Source organism: Kribbella sp. CA-253562 (assembly GCF_050942265.1).
In the GTDB taxonomy this organism is placed as follows: Bacteria; Actinomycetota; Actinomycetes; order Propionibacteriales; family Kribbellaceae; genus Kribbella.
Genome location: NZ_CP192049.1, coordinates 4,737,046 through 4,761,635 on the forward strand (window position 1 = coordinate 4,737,046; position 24,590 = coordinate 4,761,635).

Below are 24,590 nucleotides of genomic sequence, written 5' to 3' on the forward strand. Positions count from 1 at the left end.
AGCAGTCAGCGATCGCCGACGGTCTGCTTCAGGCGTTGTTTGGCGTCGCGCTCGACGAAGAGCGGGACGAAGTCCCTGATCGGAGCGTGGTCGAAGGTCGGCTGGACCTGCTGGACGACCTCGGCCACGTTCTCGGTCGGCACGCCGGGAAACTGCTTGGCCAGCCGGTCCACGACCTCGTTGATCGCGCGCGTCTCCTCTGCCTTGTCCATGTCTCCACCATTCCCACGCACCCGGCCGGCGATCAACGCCGGCCGGGTTTGTTCACCTGATGGTCATCTTCTTCGGTGCGGTGCAAGCACCATGGAGAAGAACTGCCGGAGGTCGTGCACCAGGAGGTCTGGCGTCTGGTGAGCTGCGTAGTGGCCGCCTGCGTCGTACTCGTTCCAGGAGACGATGTTCGCGTGGTCGCGGGCGGCGTACCGGCGGATCGAACGGAGGTCGTCAGCGAACTGCGCGAGGCCGAGTGGGACGGTGGTCGGTGCCGCGGGCGCCTCTTGGGCGGCGCTGTCGGCGTAGATGCGCAGCGCTGAGCCGGCGGTTCCGGTGAGCCAGTGGACGGTGATGTGGGTGAGCAGGACGTCCGGTTCCAGGCTCCCCATCACTTGGCTGTTCCAGGCCAGTAGGCCGACCGGAGAATCGGCCAGTGCGTACGCCAACGTCTGCGGCTGCTGGGCCTGCACGTGGCTGTACGCCGACATCGTCTGCTGGAGCTCCCGGAGCGCGTCGAGCGCACGGCGGTCGCTCGGTGAGAGGTCGTCCGCCGGCTCGGACGTCGGCGGGTACGAGAGCGACTCACCGTCCGGGAACGAGAACAGCTGAGTCACATGGACGCCGACGACTTCGCCCGGCGCGACCCGGCCGAGCTCGGGTGAGATGTGCGAGCCCCAGTCGTTGCCGGCCGCGCCGTACCGCTGGTAGCCGAGCCGGCGCATCAGCGTCGCCCACGCGCGGGCGATACGGCGGGGTCCCCAACCCGCGTCGGGCGTCGGCCCCGACCACGCGAAGTTCGGCAACGACGGGATGACCAGGTGGAACGCGATCGACCGATCGAGCCCGTACGCCGCGGGATCGCTCAACGGGCCGATCACCTCGAGGAACTCGGCGACCGAGCCCGGCCATCCGTGGCTGAGGATCAGCGGTACGGCGTCCGGCTCGGGTGAGCGCACGTGCAGGAAATGCACGTTCGCCCCGTCGATCGCGGTGGTGAACTGCGGATGCGCGTTGAGCCGCGATTCCCAGACCCGCCAGTCGTAGCGCCGCAACCAGTGGTCCACCAGCGCCCGCACCGCCGCCGACGGCACGCCGTACGACGTGGCGCCGTCGGGCGGCAGCCGCGTCCTGGCCAGTCGGTGGCGCAGCTCGGCCAGGTCGTTGTCCGGCACGTCGATGCGGAACGGTTTCATCTGTCCTCCCACGGCACAGCCCCGGTCGGGCCGCTCGACGGTAAGTCGGCGTCGTCGCCGGGTTCTCGACAAACGCGTGAAGTCGTTGCCGGCGGGGAACCGTGCAAGCGTGGCCACCGACGAATTCGACCGTGACACCGACTACATCGCGACGCGGATCACCGCGGACGGCCGGGACGGGTTCCCCGTCGAGCCGGGGCGGTACCGGCTGGTGGTCGCGCGGGCCTGCCCGTGGGCGAACCGGGCGATCATCGTGCGCCGGCTGCTCGGGCTGGAGGACGTGCTGTCGATCGGCTTCTGCGGACCGACGCACGACGAGCGGAGCTGGACGTTCGACCTCGACCCCGGAGGCGTCGACCCGGTGCTGAAGATCCCGCGGCTGCAGGACGCGTACTTCAAGCGCGACCCCGACTACCCCAAGGGCATCACGGTGCCCGCGATCGTCGACGTCCTGACCGGCGCGGTGGTCACCAACGACTTCGCGCAGTTGACGCTCGACCTGTCCACCGAGTGGACCGCGCACCACCGCGAGGGCGCTCCGGACCTCTACCCCGAGAAGCTGCGCGACGAGATCGACGAAGTTGCCCAGCGCATCTACACCGACGTCAACAACGGGGTGTACCGGTGCGGCTTCGCGGGTTCACAGCAGGCGTACGAGGCTGCTTACGACCGGCTGTTCGCGGCGCTGGACTGGCTGTCCGACCGGTTGCGCGACCAGCGGTACCTGGTCGGCGACACGATCACCGAGGCCGACGTGCGGCTGTTCACCACCTTGGCCCGCTTCGACCCGGTCTACCACGGTCACTTCAAGTGCAACCGTGACAAGCTGACCGAACTGCCGGTGCTGTGGGCCTACGCGCGCGACCTCTTCCAGACGCCGGGTTTCGGGGACACGATCGACTTCGTCCAGATCAAGCAGCACTACTACCTCGTGCACACCGACATCAACCCGAATCAGCTCGTGCCGAAGGGGCCCGGCCTCGCGAACTGGCTCAGTCCGCACGGCCGCGAGGGCCTCGGCGGCACCCCGTTCGGCGACGGCACTCCCCCGGGTCCGACCCGCGAGGGCGAGCGCGTCCTGGCCGGGCACGGCGCCGACTGACGAGCGGGCAGCGCCGACAGACGAGCCGGAGACGGCACCGACTGACGAGGGGCCAGGGACCGAAGTCCCTGGCCCCTCGCACCAATCACAGACGGCACGATCTTACCCGCGGTGAAGCGGCGATCACAACTCGTGGCGACGCCGCCTAGCGGACCGTTGCCGTGGACAACAACTTGCGGTCCAGGAAGTCGCCGATCAGCCGGCCGGCCTCGTCCAGAGCGCTCTCCAGCAGGAAGTGCCCAGCGTCGAGCAGGTGGATCTCCGCGTCCTTGGCGTCCCGCGCGAAGGCCTCCGCACCGGCCGGCCCGAAGATCGGGTCGTGACGGCCCCACACCGCGAGCACCGGGACCTGGCTGGTCCGCAGGTACTCGTGCAGGTCCGGGTACAGCGCCGAGTTCGTCGCGTAGTCGCGGAACAGCTTCAGCTGGACCTGGTCGTTGCCCGGTCGCGCCATCTTCTGCAGGTCGTGGTGCCAGGTGTCCGGGCTGACCACGGTCTCGTCGGCGACGCCGGTGAGGTACTGCCACCTGATGCCCTCCGGGCTCAACGCCCACCGGACCGCCTCCTCGGTCGCGGCGTTCTGGTCGTTCTGGTAGTCCCAGACGATCTGCCAGAACTCCTCGACGAAGCCGTCGTCGTACGCGTTGCCGTTCTGGGTGATGATCGCGGTGATCGCCTCCGGGTCCTTCAACGCCAGCCGCCATCCGACCGGCGCGCCGTAGTCCTGGACGTAGATCGCGTACCGCTCGGCCCCGACCGCCTTCAGCAGCCCGTCCGTCAGCTCGGCCAGCGCGTCGAAGGTGTAGTCGAACTGCTCCACCGTCGGCGCGTCCGACAGCCCGAAGCCCAGCAGATCCGGCGCGATCACCCGATACCGGTCGGCCAGCAGCGGGATCAGGTCCCGGAACATGTACGAGCTGGTCGGGAAGCCGTGCAGCAGCACGACCACGGGCGCGTCGACCGGCCCGGCCTCCCGGTAGAACAACCGCTGCCCCAACACGTCGGCGAACCGGTGATGTACAACGCTGCGCATCTTTCTAACCCCTTAACTCGGTTGTGAGGGTTAGATCAAAGCGTGTGATGGTGTAACCTGTCAACACCGACAAGGGGGTTAGAGATGGCAGCGACGGACGAGCACTTCCTGCTCGACCTGCTGAACAGCACGCCGGTGGTCGCCGGCGTCCAGCAGGACCGGCTGGAGGGGACCGAGGCCTGGACGTCGAGCCCGGACGGTAGATCCACGCTCGCGGCAGTCCGTTCAGCGCTGCAGGACGTGGTCCGCGGGGAGCGGCTGCCCGACGTACTGGTGCCGTTTCTGCGGGACGTGCGTCAGGTGCCAACCGTCACTGCCGACGGCATCGTCGAGTGGAGGTTGGAATCGCCTCCTGAGCTCACCGCCGCTGCCCGCGCCGTCCTCGCCTGGTCCGAGCTGCAATCCACCCGCCCCGGACGACTGCGCTCGTGCGAGAACCCGGACTGCCGGCTGTTCCTGATCGACCGCAGCAAGGCGAACACCGCCCGCTGGTGTTCGATGACCACCTGCGGCAACCGGATGAAGGCCCGCCGCCACTACCAGGCCAGGACGCAAGCCTGACCGGCCGAAGAGTGCCTCAGGTGCCGGGCTTCTGCAACAGGTAGTCCTCGGCACGCATCGACGCGGCGGGCTTGACGTCTTCGGGGAGGAGCTCGCGCAGATCGCGCTCGGTGAGCGTGCTGGGGTCGCGCAGCGCGAGGCGGGTGGCCTGGTTGGAGATCGCTTCCTCGAGCAGGTTGCGGATGAAGCGGCCGTTGCCGAAGTTGTGGCCTCGGGGCGCGGGCGGGATCACCCGGCGGACGCGGTCCAGGACGGCCTGGGTGTAGATCATGCCCTGCTGCCGGGCCTGCAGCTCGAAGATCGCGACCAGCTGGTCGGTGTCGTACTCGCTGAACGACAGCAGTTTCGGGAAGCGCGACTGCAGACCGGTGTTCGACTCCATGAAGCGCTGCATCTCGCGGTGGTAGCCGGCCACGATCACCACGCACTTGTCGCGGTGGTCCTCCATCATCTTCAGGATCGTGGCGACCGCCTCGAGCCCGAAGTCGCCGGGCGCGTTCTCGGGCACCAGCGTGTAGGCCTCGTCGACGAACAGCACGCCACCGAGCGCCTCGCGGAACTTGGCCGCCGTCATCGGCGCGGTGGTGCCGACCGTCGGGCCGACCAGGTCGGACCGGTCGACCTCGACGACGTGCCCGCTCTCGAGCACGCCCAGCTCCTTGTAGATCCGGGCGAGCAACCGGGCGATCGTCGTCTTCGCCGTACCGGGCTTGCCGACGAACACCATGTGCCGGGCGCGCTCCTGCGCCGGCAGCCCGAACTCCTGCCGCCGCTGGTTGGTCTTGATCTCGGCCACCATCCGGCGGACCGCGTCCTTGACCGACTCCAGCCCGACCAGCGCGTCCAGCTCGGCCAGCGGCCCGTCGGACATCACCGGCGCGGGAATCGGAGGCTCCTCGACCACCGGCTCGTCGGCCACGGGCTCGTCGACCACCGGCTCAGGCTGCTCCACCAGCGGCTCGATCACTTCAACGGGCTCCGGTACGACCGGCGCCGGACGCTGCAGCAGCCGGAAGAACGCTCCGAGATCCGGAACCTCCGGATCCGGCCAAGCCCCCCTGTCCGGTACGCCGGCCAACTGCACCGACACCCGCGTCGCCGCCGCCACCCAGGACCGCGCGAGCGCCTCCTGGTCCTCGGCAATCGCCCGCCCCAGCCAGTCCGTGGTCCGCGCCAGCCACACCCGCGGGTCGAACCCACGCTCGAGGTCGGCGATCGCGTACTCCACATCCCACCCGGCAACGCCGAGGATCTGCCCGACCGCCGCCGGCTGACCGCGCAGCCCCGTCGCCCGGATCACCCGCGCCAGCAGCTGCGCGAAGTCCCGCGTCTCGTCGCCCGCGACCACGGCCGACAGCTTCCCGTGCACGTCCCGCAGCGTGTCGAGCGAGTACTTCATCGCCGCCGACGGACCACCCAGTTCCGGCAGCACGGCCCGCTCGGCATCACTCAGTACGGCGGTCCGCCAGAACTGCTCGATCGTGTCGTAGTCGGCCGCGACATGCATCCGGGTCGCCTCGCGATCGGCCAGCACCCGGTCGAACGCCGCGGTCAGCGCCCGAGCCCGCGCGGCCAGCGGCGGCGCGTCGGCGAACAGGCTCACCACGTCCCGCGACAACCGCAGCGCCTGCAGCCGCGCATCCTCGGGAAATCCTCGCGCCCCCGACACGGCCTGCAGCGGCCAGTCCGTCGCCGCGACCCGTACCACATAACCGGCCCCACCGAACCGAACAGCCGGCCGGTGAAAGTCCCGAGTCAGGACGGCGGCCAAGTCGGCGTACTCGCCCTGAAGCACCGGAATCCACCCCGCCAGCAGCGGCGCGACCTGATGCGCGAGCCACACCGCCGCCGGCGTCCCCTCCACGAACTCCGGAAACACCCCAGGCCGCAACGCACCCGGCTCGCCGGCCCAGGCCCTCAACTGCCCGCGGAAACCGTCCACCCACTCGTCCGGCACTTCCCACGGCTCATCAGCACCGAGTACGTCGAGCACACGCGGTCTCGGAGAGTGGTCAGGCACAGGCACACCTTAATCTGCGACCGGCCGACGTGCCGACCACACCGCCGGCCCCGGCAGCGACGCCGAAGCGGCCGGACGAGTGCTCAGGAGAAGGTTCGCGGCAGCCTCGGGTGGCGGTTGACGTCCTTGTAGATCAGGTAGCGGAAGCGGCCCGGGCCGCCGGCGTAGCAGGCCTGGGGGCAGAAGGCTCGCAGCCAGAGGAAGTCGCCTTCCTGGACCTCGACCCAGTCCTTGTTCAGCAGGTAGACGGCCTTGCCCTCCAGGATGTAGATGCCGTGTTCCATCACGTGGGTCTCGGGGAACGGGATCACGCCGCCGGGCTCGAAGGTGACGATGTTGACGTGCATGTCGTGCCGGACGTCGAGCGGGTCGGCGAAGCGCTGGGTCTTCCAGCGGCCCTCGGTGCCGGGCATCTCGATGCCTTCGACGTCGTCCTCGTGGGTGACGAAGGCCTCCGGTACGTCGATGCCGTCGACGCGCTCGTAGGCCTTCCGCACGAGGTGGAAGCGGGCGAGCCGGTCGCTGGTGTTGCGCAGCGTCCAGTCGGCGGCCGGCGGGAGGAACGCGTAGCTGCCGGGGGCGAGCTCGTGCTTCTCGCCGCTGACGGTCAGGACGACGTTGCCTTCGACAACGAAGATGACCGCCTCGGCGCCCGGGTCGGTCTCGGGCCGGTCGCTGCCGCCGCCGGGGGCGACCTCCACGATGTACTGCGAGAACGTCTCGGCGAACCCCGACAACGGCCGGGCCAGCACCCACAGCCGGGTGTCGTCCCAGAACGGGAGCTGGCTGGTGACGATGTCACGCATCGTGCCGCGCGGCAGTACGGCGTACGCCTCGGTGAAGACGGCGCGGTCGGTGGTCAGCTCGGTCTGCGCGGGATGCCCGCCGGCCGGCGAGTAGTAGCGCGGCTGATTCATCGTTCGTCTCCTCGGGTCAGCAGCCGGCCGCGGGGGCCGGCGTCGATGTCGATGGGTCGGCCGCGCAGCCAGGTCCGGCGGACGACGCCGGCCAGCGGCCATCCGGCGTACGGGGTGACGGCGTTCTTGTGCTGCAGAGCACCGGGATCGACCACGAAGGCCTCGTCCGGCGCGAAGACGCAGAAGTCCGCGTCGCGGCCCGGCTCGATCCGGCCCTTGCGGGTCAGTCCGGCTTGCTCGGCGGGCGCCTGGCACATCCACCGGGCGACGTCGGCCAGGCCGAACCCACGGCGGCGAGCCTGCGTCCACACCGCCGGCAGCGCGACCTGGAGCGAGGCGATCCCACCCCAGGCGGTGCCGAAGTCGCCGGTGGCCAGGTGCTTGAGCTCGATCGTCGACGGCGAGTGGTCCGACACCACCAAATCGATGAGCCCGTCGCGCAAGCCCTGCCAGAGCAGCTCGCGGTTCGCCGCTTCGCGGATCGGCGGGCAGCACTTGTACGGCGTGGCGCCGGGCGGGATCTCCTCGGCGCAGAAGGTCAGGTAGTGCGGGCAGGTCTCCGCCGTGATCCGTACGCCGTCGCGCCGGGCGGCGGCGATCAGCGGCAGCACTTCGGCGCTGGACACGTGCAGGATGTGCACCCGGCAGCCGGTCCGGCGAGCCAGCTCGACCACCGCGGCGACGGCCGCGTTCTCCGCCTCGCGCGGACGGGAGCGCAGGAATCCCAGGTAGTTCGGCCCGCTCGCCGCCGGCGCCGACTCGATCCGGTGCGCGTCTTCGGCATGCACGATCAGCAAGCCGTCGAAGGCGCTGATCTCACGCATCGCGGCCTCCAGCCCGGCCGGTTCCAGCGCCGGGAACTCGTCAACGCCCGAGTGCAGCAGGAAGCACTTGAACCCGAACACCCCCGCGTCGTGCAGCGGTCGCAGCTCGGCGACGTTGCCGGGGATCGCACCGCCCCAGAAGCCGACGTCGACGTACGCCTGCCGCTCGGCGGTCTTCCGCTTCAGCTCCAGCGCGGGCACGTCGCAGGTCGGCGGGATGCTGTTGAGCGGCATGTCGACGATCGTGGTGACGCCTCCGGCAGCGGCCGCGCGGGTCGCGCTGGTGAACCCTTCCCACTCGGTCCGGCCCGGGTCGTTGACGTGCACATGGGTGTCGACGACACCCGGCATCAGCACCTCGTCATCGCCCAGCCGCACCTGCTCGGCGGCCTCCAGCGCCGCCCCGTACGGCGCGACCACGGCGATCCGGCCGCCCTCGATGCCAACGGCAAGCGGCGCCTCACCCGCGGCACCGACCACCCTGCGAGCCTGGATGACGAGGTCCAACACGGTCATACGGGGCCCCTCTCCGTCGCTCTCATCGTAGGCCCGAGCCGCTCGACCGCGATGCGTTCGCCGAGGCGCCGCAGCAGCGGAACCGGATCGGCGATACACCGCCGTACGTCTGGCTGCAGGTCCGTCAACGCGTACGCCGCGTCGATCCCTGCGTGCTTGAGTCGTTCCGCATCCAGCCGATTCGTCCCACAAACTGCCACCACCGGGATGCCCGCCGCGGACGCCGCCTGGGCAACTCCAGCGACTGCCTTCCCGCGCAACGTCTGCTCGTCGAGCGCGCCTTCTCCGGTCACCACGAGGTCAACACCCGCCAGTCGCTCTCGAAAGCCAACCAGCTCGAGCATCAACTCGATCCCGGGCTGCAGTCGGGCGCCGAGCACCGCCAGCGCCGCAAAGCCGACGCCGCCAGCCGCTCCAGCACCGGGGACGTGACGGAGATCCGACGCACCACCGACCAGATCCGCCCAGTGGTCGAGGGCATCGTCGAGCACCGCGACTTGCTCGGGCGTCGCACCCTTCTGGGGCCCGTACGTCGCCGCCGCACCGGACGGACCGGTCAAGGGATTGTCGACATCGCAGGCGACCACGATCTCGACACCCTTCAGCCGCTCGCCCACAGCACTCAGCTCGACCGAACTCGCCGAACTCAACGCCTCTCCACCCTCTGCGACCTCAGCCCCCGCCGCATCGAGCACCCGAGCGCCGAGTGCCCGGATCAACCCCGCTCCCCCGTCGGTACTGGCGCTCCCACCGATCCCGACGATCACCCGCGTGCACCCGGCGTCGATCGCCGCGGCGATCACCTCACCGGTCCCGCGAGAGGTAGCGGTCAGCGGACGAGGCGCGCCGCCGGGCAATCGAATCAGACCGGACACGTCCGCCAGCTCGACCACCGCTGTCGAGCCCCGTCGAGCAAATCCACTCCGCACCGGTTCACCCGTAGGCCCCGCCGCGACCACCGGCACCAGCTCGAAGCCAGCCGCGACAGCCGCCGCCAGAGTCCCGTCCCCACCATCCGCCACGAGCACCGACTCGACAACAGCGTCCGGGCACACTCCCCGCACCCCGTCACCGACGGCAGCCGCCACCTCCGCGCTGCTGACCGTGCCCTTGAACTTGTCCGAGGCAACCAGCACCCGCATCAGCTGAGCGGCACGATCGCGGTCGGAGCGTCCTCGGGCCGCTCGGCCAGGTCCTCGAACTCGACCACCCCGTCGATCTCGGTGCCCATGGCAACGTTCGTGACGCGTTCCAGGATCACCTCGACCACGACCGGGACCCGGAACTCGACCATCAGCTTCTTGGCCTGTTCCAGCGCCGGCAGGATGTCGTCCGGCGCCGAGACCCGCAGCGCCTTGCACCCGAGCCCCTCGGCCACCTTGACGTGGTCGACGCCGTACCCGCCGACTTCCGGACTGTTGATGTTGTCGAACGACAGTTGCACGCAGTAGTCCATCTCCAGTCCCCGCTGCGCCTGCCGGATCAACCCGAGGTAGGAGTTGTTCACGACCACGTGGATGTAGGGGATCTGGAACTGCGCTCCCACCGCCAGCTCCTCGATCAGGAACTGGAAGTCGTAGTCTCCCGACAACGCGACCACGGTCGAGTCCGGGTCCGCGACCGCGACACCCAAGGTCGCCGGCACGGTCCACCCCAGCGGCCCGGCCTGACCCGCGTTGATCCAGTGCCGCGGCCGATACACGTGCAGCATTTGCGCGGCCTGGATCTGCGACAGCCCGATCGTCGACACGTACCGCGTCTCCGGCCCGAACGCACGGTTCATCTCCTCGTACACGCGTTGCGGCTTGATCGGCACGGTGTCGAAGTGCGTCTTGCGCTGCAACGTCGTACGGCGTTGCCTGCACTCCCCCGCCCAGTCCGAACGATCGACCAGCGTGCCCGCCGCGGCCCACTCCCGCGCGACGTCGACGAACACCGCGAGCGCGGCCCGCGCGTCCGAGACGATGCCGTAGTCCGGCGCCAGCACCCGTCCGAGCTGCGTCGGCTCGATGTCGACGTGCACGAACTTCCGGCCTTCCATGTACGTCGCGAGCGATCCGGTGTGCCGGTTCGCCCACCGGTTGCCGATGCCGAGCACGAAATCCGAGGCCAGCATCGTGGCGTTGCCGTAACGATGCGCCGTCTGCAGCCCCACCATCCCCGCGGCCAGCGGGTGGTCGTCCGGGATGGTCCCCCACCCCATCAGCGTCGGTACGACAGGCACCCCGACCAGCTCGGCGAACTCGACCAGCAGCGACGCGGCGTCGGCGTTCACCACCCCACCACCGGCCACGATCAGCGGCCGCTCGGAGGCGTTCAGCATCGTGAGCGCCTTCTCCGCCTGGGCCCGCGTCGCGGCCGGCCGGGTCACCGGCAGCGGCTCGTACGTGTCGATGTCGAACTCGATCTCGGCCAGCTGAACGTCGACCGGCAGGTCGACGAGCACCGGCCCCGGACGCCCTTCGCGCATCACGTGGAAGGCCTTCTGGAACGTGCCCGGGATCTGCGCGGCCTCCATCACCGTGACGGCCCACTTCGCCACCGGCTGCGCGATCGCGGCGATGTCGACCGCCTGGAAGTCCTCCTTGTGCAGCTTGGCCACCGGCGCCTGGCCGGTGATGCACAGGATCGGGATCGAGTCGGCCGAGGCGGAGTACAGGCCGGTGATCATGTCGGTGCCGGCCGGGCCCGAGGTCCCGACACAGACGCCGATGTTGCCGGCGGCGGCCCGGGTGTAGCCCTCGGCCATGTGCGAGGCGGCCTCGACGTGGCGGGCCAGCACGTGCTTGATCCCGCCGTGCTTGCGCATCGCGCTGTAGAAGGGGTTGATCGCGGCACCCGGCAGCCCGAAGGTCTGCACGGATCCCTCCTTCTCCAGGATCAGGACCGCGGCGTCGACCGCGCGCATCCTGGCCATCAGCTCGTCGCCCCTGACGAACCGGCCGAGCCGGACAGACGCTCGACACCACGCAGCAGCGCGGAGTGGTCGAGCCCTCCGTCGCCGTTGGCCCGCGCAGACGCGACCAGCTGGGCGACGAGCGCACCGAGCGGGATGACAACACCGGCCTCGCGGGCGGCGGCCGTGACGATGCCCATGTCCTTGTGGTGCAGGTCGATCCGGAACCCCGGCTCGAACGACCGCGACAACAGGTTCTCCTTCTTCTGGTTCAGCACCGCCGAACCGGCCAGCCCACCGCCGAGCACCTCGAGCGCGGCCTTGGTGTCCACGCCGTACGCCTCCAGGAACACCACCGCCTCGGAGACCGCCTGGATGTTGGCGGCAACGATCAGCTGGTTGGCGGCCTTCACGGTCTGGCCGGCGCCGTTGCCGCCGACGTGCACGATCGTCTTGCCGACCACGTCGAACAGCGGCTTGGCGGTCCGGAAGTCCTCCTCCGAGCCGCCGACCATGATCGACAGCGCGGCGTTGCGGGCCCCGGCCTCGCCGCCGGAGACCGGTGCGTCGAGCAACCGGAATCCGTTCGCCTTCGCCTGAGCCGCGAGCTCGATGGTGACGTCGGGCCGGATGCTGGAGAAGTCGATGACGAGAGCACCGGTCTGGGCGTTCTGGAAGACGCCGTCCGGACCCGCGAGCACCAGCTCCACGTCGGGCGAGTCGGGCACCATCACGCAGACCACGTCCGCGTCCCGGACGGCGTCGGCGATCGAGGCCGCGGCGCGCCCGCCCGCCGCGACCAGCGGCTTGGCCCGCTCCATGTCCAGGTTGTAGCCGGCCACCTGGTGCCCGGCGTTCGCGAGGTGGACGGCCATCGGGCTGCCCATGATGCCGAGTCCGATGAAGGCTAGGTTCGTCATGAGGTCTCCTGTGAGGTCTTCAACCAGCCGAAGCTGTCGGCTGAGGTGGTGGACGGCTTGTACTCGAGCCCGACGACGCCGCGGTAGCCGCCGGCGGCGAGCGCGGCCAATTGGGCCCGCAGTGGCAGATCGCCGGTGCCTGGCTCGTTTCGTCCAGGCGCGTCGGCGATCTGGACGTGCGCGATCCGGTCGAGGTGCTCGGCGATCACCCGGTCGACGTCGTCGCCGTTGACCGCGAGGTGGTAGAGGTCGGCGAGCAGGCCCAGGTTCGGTACGTCGTACGCCGCCTGGACGCGGTCGATCACCGCGAGCGCGTCGGCCGCGGTCCGCAACGGGTAGCGCTCGGCGCCGCTGACCGGTTCGACCAGGACGACGCCGCCGATCCGTGCGGCGGCCTGGGCTGCGAGCGCCAGGTTCTCGACCGCGAGTTCGTCCTGCTCGGCCGCGTCGTGCGCGGTGATCCGGTTGCCGTAGAGCGCGTTGAACGCCTGGCAGCCGAGCCGCTCACCGATGCCGATCGTGACGTCGATGTTGTCGCGGAACTCGGCCGACCGTTCGGGCCACGACACCAAGCCGCGATCGCCGCCCGGCATGTCACCGGCGAAGAAGTTGAGGCCGGTCAGCTCGACGCCGGCGTCGTCGACCGCCTTCACGAACCTGTCGATCGCGGCGTCGGCCGGCACGGCCTCCGCGAACGGCCACCAGAACTCGACGGCGCCGAAGCCGGCCTGCCGCGCCGCGGTGGGCCGCTCGAGCAGCGGGAGTTCGGTGAAAAGGATCGAGCAGTTCACCGCAAAGCGATTCATCGTCTCTCATCTTCCGCATCGTGGAATATAACTTCTGTTCTGCGAAAGGACGATAGGTTGCCGTCACCAGCAGCGTCAAGCGCCCCGAGCGCTGTAGGTTTCTCCAAAGGGGCAGGAGGTGAACGAATGCTGCTCTCCGAGCTGTGCGAAGCGCCGGAGCTCGGCCTGCGTCTGCTGCACCAGGCGCAGGACGCGCTCGACCGGCCGATCGGCCGCCTGGTCACCACCGACCTGCTCGAACCCGGCAACTACCTCAACGGCGGCGAGCTCGTGCTCACCGGACTGGTCTGGCGCCGCGCTCCCACCGACAGCGAGACCTTCGTCGCCTCGGTGGCCGGCCGGGGCGCCACCACGATCCTGGCCGGCAAGGCCCTGCTCGGCGACATCCCGGAGGATCTGGTCGAGGCGTGCCGTCGTCACCAGGTGACGCTGGTCGAAGTGCCCACCGAGGTGGCCTTCGCGGACATCACCGAGTACGTCGCGGCCGCCACGGACACCGGCGCCCGGTTGTCCGCCAGCCTCGTCCGCCAGCGCCAGCTGCTCTCCGCGATCGCGTCCGGCCGCAGCCTCGACGAGCTCGCCGCCCAGATCTCCGCCGACATCGGGCACACCTGCCGGGTCGTCACGGCGACCGGGCGGCACGTCGTACCGGGGCCTGGTGCGCTCGACGACACAACGCTCGACGCCGTCACCCGACGGTTCCTCACCGCCGACCGTACTCCGGCCGTCGCCGACGCGGACGGCGCGTCGTACAGCGTGTTCCCGGTCGGGTCAGGGCTCGGGAACCGGCTGACCGCCTGGTTGCTGGTGATCGAGGGCGACCACTCCCAGTGGCCCCGCGACCACGTCGAAACGGTGCACGAACTCTGCGCCATCGCCGCCCTCGACCGGGTACGCCGCGACGAAGGCCGGCACGCCCTGCGCCCGTTGATGGCCGACGCCCTGAGCCTGGTCGAGTCCGGCGGACCGTTGCCCGAAGTAACTACCCGGCTCCGCCAGGCCGGTGCACAGCCGGACAGGCCGATGGTGGTGGTCGTCGCCGAACTGGTCACGCCGCACCCTGTCGACCAGGTGCCGCGCGATGCCGGCGCCGCCGAGGTGGCGATCACCGTCTTCGAGGACGTGGCCGGCGCCGCGATGCCCGGCGGCCGCGCGGGCGGCGCCGACGCCAACGGCGCTCGACGTGCCGACGGAGCACCCGGCGCGGCCGGCCCGGCAACGGTTGCGCCCGGCCGGGACGGCGTGCTGATCGGGTTGTTGCCCTGGGCCCCTGATTTGCCGGTCCTGCTGCGGCGCGCGTTCGGCCGGCTCGCGCCGGGCCTGGGCCGGTCCCGGATCGCGGTCGGCATCAGCGGCGAGACCGCGGTCGACGCGCTGGCCGGTGCACTCGAGGAGGCGCGCTTCGCCCACCGGGTCGCCCGGGCCGGCCTCACTCCCGTGTCGGTGGTGACGTCGGACCAGGTCGCCTCGCACGTACTGCTGCTCGCCACGGTGCCTGACGACGTACGGCGTACGTACACCCATCGGGTGCTCGGACCGGTGCTCGAGCACGACCGCAGGACCGGTGGCGAACTGCTCGCCACGCTGCGCGAGTTCCTGGCCTGCTCGGGTTCGTGGGCGCGGACCGCCGAGGCGATGCACCTGCACGTCAACACGGTCCGGTACCGGATCGAACGCGTTGAGCAACTGACCGATCGCGATCTGTCGCAGCTCGAGGACAAGATCGACGTGTTCCTGGCGCTCAAGTCGCTCTGAGCCCCGCCGTTTGGGTGATCGCACAGAACCGGGTGGACCGGAGCGGGCGATCTTCGGAGGTTCGTCGCTAGCCCGCAACCGCGCGGTGAACGCAAGCTGTCGTGCAGGTCACAATCCGCCGCCGACCCCTTGGAGGGTGTTCGATGAAGGCAGCCCTGCGCCCCCGACGCCAATCGTCTCGTCATCCCGTCGACGAGCTGATGTCGCCCGGACGTCTCGCCGTCTACGGCACGCAGCACGTGCTCGCGTTCTACGCCGGCGCGGTGATCGTCCCGATCCTGCTGGCGAACTCGATCGGCCTCAGCACCGAGCAACTGGTGCACCTGATCAACGCCGACCTGTTCACCTGCGGCATCGCCTCGATCATCCAGTCGGTCGGATTCTGGAAGATCGGTGTCCGGCTGCCGCTGCTGCAGGGCGTGACGTTCACGGCGGTGTCGCCGATGATCGCGATCGGCCTGGCCGCGGGCGGCGGGACCGACGGGCTGCTGGTGATCTACGGCGCGGTGCTGGTGGCCGGGCTGGCGACGTTTTTCGTCGCGCCCTTCTTCAGCCGGCTGATCCGCTTCTTCCCGCCGGTCGTCACCGGCTCGGTGATCACGATCATCGGGCTGGCGCTGCTCCCGGTCGCGGCCGCGGACGCCACCGGCGGCGCGGGCCCGAACTCGGACCCGACCAGCGGCAAGTACCTCGCCTACGCGCTCGGAACGCTCGCGCTGATCGTGCTGATCCAGCGGATCTTCAAGGGATTCATGGCGACCGTCGCCGTCCTGGTCGGTCTGGTCGTCGGCACGCTGGTCGCCTGGGCGCTCGGCGACGCCCACTTCGACGCGGTCGCGGACTCCGGCTGGGTCGGGGTGACCACCCCGTTCTACTTCGGCTGGCCGCAGTTCTCGGTCGCCGCGATCATCTCGATGGTCGTCGTCATGCTGATCACCGCGGTGGAGACGACTGGTGACGTCTTCGCGACCGGCGAGATCGTCGAGAAGCGGATCGGCCGCGAGGACATCGCCCGCGCCCTGCGCGCCGACGGCCTGGCCACCACGATCGGTGGCGTCTTCAACTCCTTCCCCTACACCTGCTTCGCCGAGAACGTCGGACTGGTCCGGCTGACCCGGGTGAAGAGCCGCTGGGTGGTCGCCGCGGCCGGCGTGATCATGATCCTGCTCGGCCTGGTCCCGAAGGCCGGCGCGATCGTGGCCGGCATCCCGCACCCGGTGCTCGGCGGTGCCGCCCTGGCGATGTTCGCCACCGTGGCCGTCGTCGGCTTCCAGACCCTGACCAAGGTCGACTTCCACGACCACCGCAACGTCGTGATCGTGGCGACCAGCGTCGGGCTGGCCATGTACGTCACCGCGCAGCCGCAGGTCGCCCAGGCGGTGCCGGGCTGGGCCGAGATCATCTTCGGCAGCGGGATCACGCTCGGCAGCCTGACCGCGATCGTGCTGAACATCGTCTTCCACCACGTCGGCAAGGACTTCGGCCCGGCCGTGGCCGGCCAGCCCGGCGCCAGCACGGTCCGGCTGGACCAGGTCAACGAGATGAGCCGCGAGGAGTTCGTCGAGACCTTCGCCGGGCTCTTCCAGGGACCGCGCTGGATGGTCGAGCGGGCCTGGGACATGCGGCCGTTCGCCGACACCCACGCGCTGCGGCGCTCGTTCCAGGAGGCCTTGTTCTCCGGGTCGCACGAGGAGCAGCGCGAACTGATCGAGTCCTACCCGCAGCTCGGTTCGCAGTTCGTCGCCGACGGTCTCAGCGGCGAGGCGTCGCTGCGGGACCAGGCCGCGCGCGGGCTGACCTTCCTGGCCGAGCCCGAACGCGACGAGCTGGCGACGATCACCGAGCAGTACCGCGAACGCTTCGGCTTCCCGCTGGTGATCTCGGTGCGGGACGCGGACTCGTTCGCCCGGATCGTCGAGCAAGGTCGCGAACGGCTCGGCAACTGCGAGAACCAGGAGCACGCCGCCGCCCTGCTGGAGATCGCGAAGATCGCCGGCTTCCGGTTCGACGACTTCCTGACCGACGCCAATCCCATCCACAGCGCACGGACCCGCTGGAGCAGCAACCGATGAGTACGACGATCAAGGTCAACGGCCAGGACCTCCCGCTCGGGGGTGCCTCCGTCCACACCACGGCGCTCGACTGGTTGCGCGACCGCGGCCTGACCGGCGCCAAGGAAGGCTGCGCGGAGGGCGAGTGCGGAGCCTGCTCGGTCCTGGTCGCCCGGCCGGGCATCGACAGCCCGACCGAGTGGACCGCGATCAACGCGTGCCTGGTCCCGGTCGCGGCGTTGGACGGCCAGGAGATCGTCACCTCCGAGGGCCTGGGCACCAGCTCCGACCTGCACCCGGTCCAGCGCGAACTCGCCGTCCGCGGCGGCTCCCAGTGCGGCTTCTGTACGCCGGGCTTCGTCTGCAGCATGGCCGCGGAGTACTACCGCCCCACCCGTACTCCTTCTCCTGAAGAAGACTGTGAGCACGGACCGAACGGCTTTGACTTGCACGCGCTGAGCGGCAACCTGTGCCGGTGCACCGGCTACCGGCCGATCCGGGACGCGGCGTACGCGCTGGGCGACCCCGACGGTGACGACACGTTCGCCGCCCGTCGGTCGAGTCCTCCTCCCCCGCCGGCGCCGACGCGGCTCGTGGTGGACGGAGCGGAGTTCGTGCGGCCGGAGCGGCTGGACGGCGTACTGGAGCTGATCGCCGAATGTCCCGAGGCGAAGGTCGTGGCGGGGTCGACCGACGCGGGCGTCGAGGTCAACCTGCGCGGGGACCGGCCTCCGCTGGTCGTCGCGGTGGACCGGCTGAGCGAGCTGCGGGAGTTCTCGGTCGACGACGAGCAGGTCCGGATCGGTGCCGCGCTGACGCTGACCGAGATCGAGCGCCTGCTGGCCGGGCGGGTCCCGCTGCTCGAACAGCTCTTCCCCCAGTTCGCCTCCCGACTGATCCGCAACGGCGCGACCATCGGCGGCAACCTCGGCACCGGTTCACCGATCGGCGACACGCCGCCCGCGCTGCTCGCGCTGGACGCCTCGCTCGTCCTCACCTCGCGCCGCGGCGAGAGAACTGTTGCCCTGGCCGACTACTTCACCGGCTACCGGGAAACGCTCAAGGCTCCCGACGAGCTGATCCGCGCCGTCCTGGTCCCGCTGCCGCTCGCGCCGCTCACCGCGTTCCACAAGATCGCCAAGCGCCGCTTCGACGACATCTCCAGCGTCGCGGTCGGCTACGCGCTCGATGTCGTCGACGGCGTGGTCCGGGAGGCTCGCATCGGGCTCGGCGGTGTCGCGGCCACGCCGATCCGCGCTCACGCGACCGAGCAGGCGCTGGCCGGCCGGCCCTGGACCGAGCGAACGGTCCGCGAAGCCGCCGCGGTGATGGCTACCGAGGGCACCCCGCTGGACGACCACCGCGCCAGCGCGTCGTACCGGTCGGCGATGCTCGGCCAGTCGCTCCTCCGCTTCCACGCCCAGCAGCTCCACGTCGAGGGGGTCAGCGCATGAGCCAGTTGTCCGAGCGACCGGCCGAGGCCGTGGTCGGTCTGCCGTTGCCGCACGAGAGCGCCGCGCTGCACGTCACCGGCGAGGCCCTCTACATCGACGACCTCGTCGTCCGGACCCGCGACGTCCTGCACGCCTGGCCGGTCCAGTCGCCGCACGCGCACGCGCGCATCGTCGACCTGCAGGTCAAGCCCGCGTACGACGTACCGGGAGTGGTCCGGGTGCTCACCTCGGACGACGTACCGGGCGTCAACGACGCCGGGGTGAAGCACGACGAGCCGCTGTTCCCCGACGCCGAGGTGATGTTCCACGGGCACGCGATCTGCTGGGTGCTCGGCGAAACCCTGGAGGCGGCGCGGCTCGGCGCCGAGGCCGTGCAGGTCGAGTACGAGCCGCTGCCCTCGCTGGTCACGGTCCGCGAAGCGATTGCCGCCGGCAACTTCCAGGGCACCGGGCGGCACCTGGAGCGCGGTGACGTCGAGACCGCGCTGGCGACGGCGGCCCACGTGTTCCAGGCCGAGTTCGAGTTCGCCGGGCAGGAGCACTTCTACCTGGAGACGCACGTCGCGCTGGCGCTGGTCGACGAGGCCGGCCAGATCTTCGTGCAGAGCAGCAGCCAGCACCCGTCGGAGACCCAGGAGATCGTCGCGCACGTGCTCGGCGTGGCCAGCCACGCGGTGACCGTGCAGTGCCTGCGGATGGGCGGGGGCTTCGGCGGCAAGGAGATGCAGCCGCACGGGTTCGCGGCGATCGCCGCACTCGGCGCGACGCTGACCGGGCGGCCGGTGCGGCTGCGGCTCAACCGCACGCAGGACGTGACGATGTCCGGCAAGCGCCACGGTTTCCACAGCCAGTGGCGGGCCGGCTTCGACGCCGACGGCAGGCTGGTCGCGCTCGACGCCACGCTCACCTCCGATGGCGGCTGGAGCCTCGACCTGTCGGAGCCAGTGCTCGCCCGCGCGATGTGCCACATCGACAACGCGTACTGGATTCCCAACGTCCGGGTCGACGGCCGGATCGCCAAGACGAACAAGACCTCCCAGACCGCCTTCCGCGGCTTCGGCGGTCCGCAGGGCATGCTCGTCATCGAGGACGTGCTCGGCCGCTGCGCGCCGCTGCTCGGGTACGACGCGATGGAGCTGCGGCGCCGCAACCTCTACCGGCCCGGCCACACCACGCCGTACGGGCAACCCGTTCGGCACGCGGAGCGGCTGGAGGCCTGCTGGAGCGAGGTGCTCCGCGGCGCCGAGGTCGAGCGGCGGCAGGCGGAGATCGAGCAGTTCAACGCGAACCACCCGAACACCAAGCGCGGGCTGGCGATGACGCCGGTGAAGTTCGGCATCTCGTTCAACCTGACCGCGTTCAACCAGGCCGGCGCGTTGGTGCACGTCTACAAGGACGGCTCGGTGCTGATCAACCACGGCGGCACCGAGATGGGACAGGGCCTGCACACGAAGATGCTGCAGGTCGCCGCGACGACGCTCGGCGTACCGCTGGAGCGGGTCCGGCTGGCGCCGACCCGGACCGACAAGGTGCCCAACACCTCCGCGACCGCGGCCAGCTCCGGGGCCGACCTCAACGGCGCGGCGATCAAGAACGCCTGCGAGCAGATCCGCGAACGCCTCGCCCAGGTCGCCGGCAGCCGGCTCGGACTGCACGCCCACGACGTCCGGTTCGCCGACGGCGTCGTCCGCGGGCTGCAAGGAGGAAGCCTGAGCTGGGAGGACGTCGTGCTCGCGGCCTACTTCCAGCGCGTCCAGCTCTGGGCCGCCGGCTTCTACCGGACCGAGGGACTGCACTGGGACGCCAACGCGATGCACGGCGAGCCGTTCAAGTACTTCGCGTACGGCGTGGCCGCGTCCGAAGTCGAGGTCGACGGCTTCACCGGCGCTTATACGTTGCGCCGGGTCGACATCGTGCACGACGTCGGCGACAGCCTCAGCCCGCTGATCGACCTCGGCCAGATCGAGGGCGGCTTCGTCCAGGGCACCGGCTGGCTGACGCTGGAGGACCTGCGCTGGGACGAGAGCGACGGCCCGCACCGCGGCCGGCTCGCGACGCAGGCCGCGAGTACCTACAAGCTGCCGAGCTTCTCGGAGATGCCGCAGGTTTTCAACGTGCACCTGCTGGAGAAGGCGCACGAGGACGGCGCGGTCTACGGCTCGAAGGCGGTCGGCGAGCCGCCGCTGATGCTCGCTTTCTCGGTCCGCGAGGCGCTGCGGCAGGCCGCAGCCGCGTTCGGGCCGGTGGGGACGAGCGTGGACTTGGCCTCCCCGGCGACCCCGGAGGCCGTGTACTGGGCGCTCGACAACGCGCGCTCAGCGGCCCACTCTCCCGCCGGCGCCGCCCGCGGCGGCGAAGCCGCTCGTGGCCGGGGCGAGCCTGCCCTCCCCTCCCCCTCCAGTCTGAGTGGAGTCTGAGATGGAGTGGATCCGAGCGGTTCAGCACCTTCGGGAGCAGCGGCTGCCCGCCGTGCTGGTCACCGTGATCTCCGTGCGTGGGCACTCGCCGCGGGAGGCCGGCGCCAAAATGGTCGTCTCTGCCGAACGGACCTGGGCGACGGTCGGCGGCGGCAACCTGGAGATGGTTGCCGTCGACCGCGCCCGCGCGATGATCGCCGAGGGACTGACGCAGCCCGAGGTGCTGGAGTTCGCGCTGTCGGACAAGGCGCCGTACCAGCAGGCGGTTCAGTGCTGCGGCGGTGAGGTGAAGCTGCTGCTCGAGCCGCTCGCCGCGGTCCCGTCCGTGGCGATCTTCGGTCTCGGTCACGTCGGACTCGAGCTCGCGCGCATCCTCGCGCGGCACGACCTCGAGCTCCACCTGGTCGACTCGCGGCCCGGCCAGCTGACTCCCGAACGGCTGTCCGTGCTGGACGACGCCGTCGCCGGCGTCCACGTCCACCAGGTCCCCGTGCTGCCCGAGTTGGTGGTCGGCGAGCTGCCACCCGGAACGCACGTCCTGGTGATGACCCACGACCACGCGGAGGACGCCGCCCTCTGCGACGCGGCCCTGCGCAGCGAGCACCTGGCGACGATCGGCCTGATCGGGTCCAGCGCGAAGTGGGCCCGGTTCCAGCGCAAACTCGCCGAGGACGGCAACTCGCCCGAGGCGATCGCCCGGATCACCACCCCGATCGGCCTGCCGGACCTGTCCGGCAAGGAGCCGGCCACGATCGCTGTCAGTGTCGCGGCCCGCCTGCTGCAAATGTTCATCGCCGAGCGCAACCCTGCGCCGGCCCAGTGTGAGGCAGACGCATGACCCTGTTCCGAGGCACGTTCCTCGACACCCCCGACAACCCGTTCACCGGCGGTTCGTTGCGGGTGGCAACCGACGCCGCGCTGCTGGTCGAGCACGGCGTGATCCGCGCCCGCGGCCCGTTCGCGGAGCTGCGCCGCGCCCATCCGGCCGAGCAGGTCGTCGACCTGACCGGCGGGCTGGTGCTGCCCGGGTTCGTCGACACCCACGTGCACTTCCCGCAGATCCGCGCGGTCGGCGGGATGGGCATGCCGTTGCTGGAGTGGCTCGACCGGTACGCGCTGCCGGAGGAGGCCAAGATGGCCGACGCCGCGTACGCCGCCGGTGTCGCCGACGAGTTCGTCCGCGGCCTCGTGGCCGCCGGTACGACGAGCGCGATGGTCTTCGGCGCCCACTACGTCGACGCGATGGACACCCTGTTCACCGCCGCGGCCCAGGTCGGGCTGCGGATCACCAGCGGCCTGGTCGTCAGCGACCGGTTGCTCCGGCCCGACCTGCTGACGACTCCCGAACGCGCCCACGCCGAGTCGATCGCACTGGCCTCCCGCTGGCACGGCGTCGGCCGGAACCGGTACGCCGTGACGCCGCGCTTCTCGCTGTCGTGCACGGACGACCTGCTCGAGGCGTGTCACGCGGTCCTGACCGAGGTCCCGGACGCGTGGTTCACCTCGCACCTGAACGAGAACGAGGCGGAGATCGCCACCGTCGCCGAGCTCTTCGGCGGCAGCGACTACCTCAGCACGTACGACCGGCACGGCCTCGTCGGCCGGCGGAGCGTCTTCGCCCACAACGTCCACCCCACCGACGTCGAGCTGAAGCTGCTCGGCGCGAGCGGCGCCACCGTGGCGCATTGCCCCACCAGCAACGCCGCGCTCGGCAGCGGGCTCTTCCCGATCGGCCGGCACCTCGACCACGGCGTTCGGGTCGCGCTCGGATCGGACGTCGGCGCGGGCACCGGATTCTCGCTGCTGAAGGAAGGGCTGCAGGCCTACTTCTGCCAGCAACTGCTCGGCGACCACGGCCACCCGCTGACGTCGGCCCACCTGCTGCACCTGTCCACCACCGCCGGTGCCGCGGCCCTCGGCCTCGAGGCCGAGATCGGCGACCTGAGCGTCGGCAAACGCTTCGACGCCCAGCTGCTGCGCCCGGCGGACAACTCCCCGCTCGGCGTGGGCATCACGCACGCGGCCGACGCCGAGGACGTGCTGGCCAGGGTCTTCACGCTCGGCACTCCGGCCGACGTCCGCGCCGTCTGGATCGACGGCGAACTGCTGACCCCGAAGGAGGCATGACCGTGGATCTGCGTGGTTTCAACGCTCTGTCCGAGGAGCGGCTCAGACCGATGCTCGCCGCCTGTTGCGACGTCGACCGTTGGGTCGACCGTGTGCTCGCCGGCCGCCCGTACGACGACGTCGCGGCGCTGACCGAGGTCGCGGACCAGGCGGCGCGCGACTTCGACGAGGCGGAAGTCGAGCGAGCGCTCGCGGCGCATCCGCGGATCGGTGATCGCGCGTCCGGCGAGAGCACCGAGGCCTCGTGGTCCCGCGACGAACAGGCCGGGGTCGGCGACGACACCGGCGTACGGGCTGCGCTTGCCGAGGGCAACCGCGAGTACGAGCAGCGGTTCGGCCGGGTCTTCCTGATCTGCGCGACCGGCTTGTCGGCCGGCGAGCTGCTGGCCGAGCTGCGCCGGCGGCTCGGCAACGACGAGGCCACCGAACGGGCCGTCCTACGGGACGAACTGCGCAAGATCGCCGTCCTGCGACTCAGCAAGGTCGTCGACCAGGAGATCTCGGTATGAGCACCGTCAGCACGCACGTCCTGGACACCGGTCTGGGCCGGCCGGCCCGCGGCGTACCGGTCAGGCTGTCGCGGATCGCCGACGAGCGTCCGGGCGACCGGGCCGCCGAGCTGGTGGTCGAGCTCGGGTCCGGCTGGACCGACGAGGACGGCCGGATCAAGGACCTCACCCCGCACGGGCTCGCACCCGGCACCTATCAACTCCGGTTCGACGTGGCCGCCTACGCGACCGCGTCCGGCCAGGAGATGTTCTTTCCCGAGGTCACCGTGACCTTCACGATCACCGACGAGCGGCACCACCACGTCCCACTGCTGCTCAGCCCGTTCGCGTACTCCACCTATCGAGGGAGCTGATCCGATGGCGATCCACCTGGGAGCCAACCAGTACGGCAAGGCCGAGAGCCGCGTCGTGCGCATCTACCGTGACACCCCGCGCCACCAGATCCGCGACCTCAACGTGTCGTCGGCGTTGCGCGGCCGGTTCGAGGACGCGCACATCACCGGCGACCAGGCCGAGGTGCTGCCGACCGACACCCAGAAGAACACCGCGTTCGCCTTCGCCAAGGAGAAGGGCGTCGGCGCGATCGAGGACTTCGCGCTGACCCTCGGCGACCATTTCCTCGAGGCCACCCCGGCCGCCGACGGCGCGCGGATCGCGATCGAGGAGTACCCGTGGGAGCGGATCCTGGTCGACGGCCAGGAGCACGACCACTCCTTCGTCCGTTCCGGCGCCGGCGTCCGGACCACGGTCGTCAACGTCGAGGGCCGCGGCAGCGAGCGGACGGCGCACGTGGTGTCGGGCATCAGCGAGCTGGTGGTGCTGAAGTCCACCGGCTCGGAGTTCCACGGCTTCCGCAAGGACAAGTACACGACGCTGCCGGAGACCAACGACCGGATCCTCGCCACGTCGCTGGTGGCCCGGTGGCGCTACGACCACACCGAGGTCGACTGGGACAAGTCGTACGACGAGATCAAGGGGCTGCTGCTCGAGCAGTTCGCGAAAATCCACAGCTACGCGTTGCAGCAGACGCTGTACGGCATGGGCGAGGCGGTGCTCGAGCGGCACCCGGAGGTCGCGGAGATCAAGTTCTCGGCGCCGAACAAGCATCACTTCCTGGTGGACCTGAGTCCGTTCGGCGTGGACAACCCCGGTGAGGTCTTCATCGCCGCGGACCGGCCGTACGGGTTGATCGAGGCGACCGTCGTGCGTGACGACGCCAGCGACGCGGGCAGCGCCTGGCACGCCGTTCCCGGCTTCGTCTGAGCCCGGCGGTGCG

At 70.4% G+C, this 24,590-nt stretch carries 21 protein-coding genes; 11 read left to right on the forward strand and 10 right to left on the reverse strand.

Going from position 1 to position 24,590, the window contains the following annotated elements; genetic code table 11:
- Positions 1–5: 5 nt before the first annotated feature.
- Positions 6–212, reverse strand: a complete 207-nt coding sequence (locus ACQPXM_RS22415; protein ID WP_432936159.1) for a three-helix bundle dimerization domain-containing protein — start codon at positions 210–212, stop codon at positions 6–8.
- 63 nt (positions 213–275) lie between these two features.
- Positions 276–1,406, reverse strand: a complete 1,131-nt coding sequence (locus ACQPXM_RS22420) for an epoxide hydrolase family protein (protein ID WP_432936163.1) — start codon at positions 1,404–1,406, stop codon at positions 276–278.
- Between the two features lie 109 nt (positions 1,407–1,515).
- Between ACQPXM_RS22420 and ACQPXM_RS22425 the strand changes: the two genes are divergently transcribed.
- Complete coding sequence (locus tag ACQPXM_RS22425) at positions 1,516–2,508, forward strand: glutathione S-transferase family protein (RefSeq protein ID WP_432936166.1); 993 nt, start codon at positions 1,516–1,518, stop codon at positions 2,506–2,508.
- Positions 2,509–2,653: 145 nt separating this feature from the next.
- On the opposite strand, the gene ACQPXM_RS22430 is transcribed toward ACQPXM_RS22425, so the two are convergent.
- Entirely contained in the window at positions 2,654–3,541 is an 888-nt protein-coding gene (locus ACQPXM_RS22430; RefSeq protein ID WP_432936168.1) for an alpha/beta fold hydrolase, read from the reverse strand.
- A gap of 84 nt (positions 3,542–3,625) precedes the next feature.
- On the opposite strand from ACQPXM_RS22430, the gene ACQPXM_RS22435 reads away from it, so the two are divergent.
- Entirely contained in the window at positions 3,626–4,102 is a 477-nt protein-coding gene (locus ACQPXM_RS22435; RefSeq protein ID WP_432936170.1) for a CGNR zinc finger domain-containing protein, read from the forward strand.
- A gap of 16 nt (positions 4,103–4,118) precedes the next feature.
- Here ACQPXM_RS22435 and ACQPXM_RS22440 read toward each other — a convergent pair whose 3' ends face one another.
- The 7 genes from ACQPXM_RS22440 to ACQPXM_RS22470 all read right to left on the reverse strand — a co-directional run bounded on the left by ACQPXM_RS22440 (position 4,119) and on the right by ACQPXM_RS22470 (position 13,001).
- Positions 4,119–6,122 (reverse strand): AAA family ATPase, encoded by a 2,004-nt coding sequence (locus ACQPXM_RS22440; RefSeq protein ID WP_432936172.1) that lies wholly within the window; start codon positions 6,120–6,122, stop codon positions 4,119–4,121.
- Between the two features lie 83 nt (positions 6,123–6,205).
- Positions 6,206–7,039 carry a bifunctional allantoicase/(S)-ureidoglycine aminohydrolase gene (locus ACQPXM_RS22445; RefSeq protein ID WP_432936174.1) on the reverse strand — a complete coding sequence of 278 codons (834 nt, stop codon included), beginning with the start codon at positions 7,037–7,039 and terminating at the stop codon, positions 6,206–6,208.
- On the reverse strand, positions 7,036–8,379 hold the full coding sequence (gene allB / locus ACQPXM_RS22450) for an allantoinase AllB (protein WP_432936176.1): 1,344 nt from the start codon (positions 8,377–8,379) through the stop codon (positions 7,036–7,038). The genes ACQPXM_RS22445 and allB overlap by 4 nt, the downstream gene beginning before the upstream one ends.
- The gene (locus tag ACQPXM_RS22455; protein ID WP_432936178.1) at positions 8,376–9,521 is read right to left on the reverse strand and encodes a glycerate kinase; all 1,146 of its coding nucleotides are present in this window, start codon (positions 9,519–9,521) and stop codon (positions 8,376–8,378) included. Before ACQPXM_RS22455 ends, allB begins: the two co-directional genes overlap by 4 nt.
- The gene (gene gcl / locus ACQPXM_RS22460) at positions 9,521–11,296 is read right to left on the reverse strand and encodes a glyoxylate carboligase (protein WP_432936181.1); all 1,776 of its coding nucleotides are present in this window, start codon (positions 11,294–11,296) and stop codon (positions 9,521–9,523) included. Before gcl ends, ACQPXM_RS22455 begins: the two co-directional genes overlap by 1 nt.
- Positions 11,296–12,195, reverse strand: a complete 900-nt coding sequence (locus ACQPXM_RS22465; protein ID WP_432936183.1) for a 2-hydroxy-3-oxopropionate reductase — start codon at positions 12,193–12,195, stop codon at positions 11,296–11,298. The genes gcl and ACQPXM_RS22465 overlap by 1 nt, the downstream gene beginning before the upstream one ends.
- Entirely contained in the window at positions 12,192–13,001 is an 810-nt protein-coding gene (locus ACQPXM_RS22470; RefSeq protein ID WP_432936185.1) for a hydroxypyruvate isomerase family protein, read from the reverse strand. The genes ACQPXM_RS22465 and ACQPXM_RS22470 overlap by 4 nt, the downstream gene beginning before the upstream one ends.
- Before the next feature lie 126 nt (positions 13,002–13,127).
- Here ACQPXM_RS22470 and ACQPXM_RS22475 point away from each other — a divergent pair, with 126 nt between their 5' ends.
- The 9 genes from ACQPXM_RS22475 to pucL all read left to right on the forward strand — a co-directional run bounded on the left by ACQPXM_RS22475 (position 13,128) and on the right by pucL (position 24,577).
- On the forward strand, positions 13,128–14,756 hold the full coding sequence (locus tag ACQPXM_RS22475) for a PucR family transcriptional regulator (RefSeq protein WP_432936187.1): 1,629 nt from the start codon (positions 13,128–13,130) through the stop codon (positions 14,754–14,756).
- Positions 14,757–14,899: 143 nt separating this feature from the next.
- Positions 14,900–16,828 (forward strand): 2-oxo-4-hydroxy-4-carboxy-5-ureidoimidazoline decarboxylase, encoded by a 1,929-nt coding sequence (gene uraD / locus ACQPXM_RS22480; RefSeq protein WP_432936189.1) that lies wholly within the window; start codon positions 14,900–14,902, stop codon positions 16,826–16,828.
- Positions 16,825–18,261: a xanthine dehydrogenase small subunit gene (locus ACQPXM_RS22485; RefSeq protein WP_432936191.1), complete on the forward strand. Its 1,437-nt coding sequence runs from the start codon at positions 16,825–16,827 to the stop codon at positions 18,259–18,261. Before uraD (ACQPXM_RS22480) ends, ACQPXM_RS22485 begins: the two co-directional genes overlap by 4 nt.
- Complete coding sequence (gene xdhB / locus ACQPXM_RS22490; protein WP_432936193.1) at positions 18,258–20,678, forward strand: xanthine dehydrogenase molybdopterin binding subunit; 2,421 nt, start codon at positions 18,258–18,260, stop codon at positions 20,676–20,678. The genes ACQPXM_RS22485 and xdhB overlap by 4 nt, the downstream gene beginning before the upstream one ends.
- Position 20,679: 1 nt before the next feature.
- Positions 20,680–21,516: a xanthine dehydrogenase accessory protein XdhC gene (xdhC, locus tag ACQPXM_RS22495; RefSeq protein ID WP_432936196.1), complete on the forward strand. Its 837-nt coding sequence runs from the start codon at positions 20,680–20,682 to the stop codon at positions 21,514–21,516.
- Complete coding sequence (gene guaD, locus ACQPXM_RS22500; RefSeq protein WP_432936198.1) at positions 21,513–22,805, forward strand: guanine deaminase; 1,293 nt, start codon at positions 21,513–21,515, stop codon at positions 22,803–22,805. The genes xdhC and guaD overlap by 4 nt, the downstream gene beginning before the upstream one ends.
- Entirely contained in the window at positions 22,802–23,314 is a 513-nt protein-coding gene (uraD, locus tag ACQPXM_RS22505; protein ID WP_432936200.1) for a 2-oxo-4-hydroxy-4-carboxy-5-ureidoimidazoline decarboxylase, read from the forward strand. The genes guaD and uraD (ACQPXM_RS22505) overlap by 4 nt, the downstream gene beginning before the upstream one ends.
- A complete protein-coding gene (gene uraH, locus ACQPXM_RS22510; RefSeq protein ID WP_432936203.1) occupies positions 23,311–23,667 on the forward strand; it encodes a hydroxyisourate hydrolase in 357 nt (118 codons plus the stop codon). The genes uraD (ACQPXM_RS22505) and uraH overlap by 4 nt, the downstream gene beginning before the upstream one ends.
- A 4-nt stretch (positions 23,668–23,671) precedes the next feature.
- Positions 23,672–24,577: a factor-independent urate hydroxylase gene (gene pucL / locus ACQPXM_RS22515; protein WP_432936205.1), complete on the forward strand. Its 906-nt coding sequence runs from the start codon at positions 23,672–23,674 to the stop codon at positions 24,575–24,577.
- Positions 24,578–24,590: the final 13 nt, after the last annotated feature.

Bases quoted from the DNA above. Each gene is read 5' to 3' on its own strand.
- xdhC (WP_432936196.1), top strand. From the start codon at position 20,680: ATGGAGTGGATCCGAGCGGTTCAGCACCTTCGGGAGCAGCGGCTGCCC.
- xdhB (WP_432936193.1), top strand. From the start codon at position 18,258: ATGAGCCAGTTGTCCGAGCGACCGGCCGAGGCCGTGGTCGGTCTGCCG.
- pucL (WP_432936205.1), top strand. From the start codon at position 23,672: ATGGCGATCCACCTGGGAGCCAACCAGTACGGCAAGGCCGAGAGCCGC.
- ACQPXM_RS22455 (WP_432936178.1), bottom strand. From the start codon at position 9,521: ATGCGGGTGCTGGTTGCCTCGGACAAGTTCAAGGGCACGGTCAGCAGC.
- ACQPXM_RS22485 (WP_432936191.1), top strand. From the start codon at position 16,825: ATGAGTACGACGATCAAGGTCAACGGCCAGGACCTCCCGCTCGGGGGT.
- guaD (WP_432936198.1), top strand. From the start codon at position 21,513: ATGACCCTGTTCCGAGGCACGTTCCTCGACACCCCCGACAACCCGTTC.
- ACQPXM_RS22430 (WP_432936168.1), bottom strand. From the start codon at position 3,541: ATGCGCAGCGTTGTACATCACCGGTTCGCCGACGTGTTGGGGCAGCGG.
- uraD (WP_432936189.1), top strand. From the start codon at position 14,900: ATGAAGGCAGCCCTGCGCCCCCGACGCCAATCGTCTCGTCATCCCGTC.
- ACQPXM_RS22415 (WP_432936159.1), bottom strand. From the start codon at position 212: ATGGACAAGGCAGAGGAGACGCGCGCGATCAACGAGGTCGTGGACCGG.
- allB (WP_432936176.1), bottom strand. From the start codon at position 8,379: ATGACCGTGTTGGACCTCGTCATCCAGGCTCGCAGGGTGGTCGGTGCC.
- uraD (WP_432936200.1), top strand. From the start codon at position 22,802: ATGACCGTGGATCTGCGTGGTTTCAACGCTCTGTCCGAGGAGCGGCTC.
- ACQPXM_RS22470 (WP_432936185.1), bottom strand. From the start codon at position 13,001: ATGAATCGCTTTGCGGTGAACTGCTCGATCCTTTTCACCGAACTCCCG.
- ACQPXM_RS22445 (WP_432936174.1), bottom strand. From the start codon at position 7,039: ATGAATCAGCCGCGCTACTACTCGCCGGCCGGCGGGCATCCCGCGCAG.
- ACQPXM_RS22465 (WP_432936183.1), bottom strand. From the start codon at position 12,195: ATGACGAACCTAGCCTTCATCGGACTCGGCATCATGGGCAGCCCGATG.
- gcl (WP_432936181.1), bottom strand. From the start codon at position 11,296: ATGGCCAGGATGCGCGCGGTCGACGCCGCGGTCCTGATCCTGGAGAAG.
- uraH (WP_432936203.1), top strand. From the start codon at position 23,311: ATGAGCACCGTCAGCACGCACGTCCTGGACACCGGTCTGGGCCGGCCG.
- ACQPXM_RS22435 (WP_432936170.1), top strand. From the start codon at position 3,626: ATGGCAGCGACGGACGAGCACTTCCTGCTCGACCTGCTGAACAGCACG.
- ACQPXM_RS22475 (WP_432936187.1), top strand. From the start codon at position 13,128: ATGCTGCTCTCCGAGCTGTGCGAAGCGCCGGAGCTCGGCCTGCGTCTG.
- ACQPXM_RS22420 (WP_432936163.1), bottom strand. From the start codon at position 1,406: ATGAAACCGTTCCGCATCGACGTGCCGGACAACGACCTGGCCGAGCTG.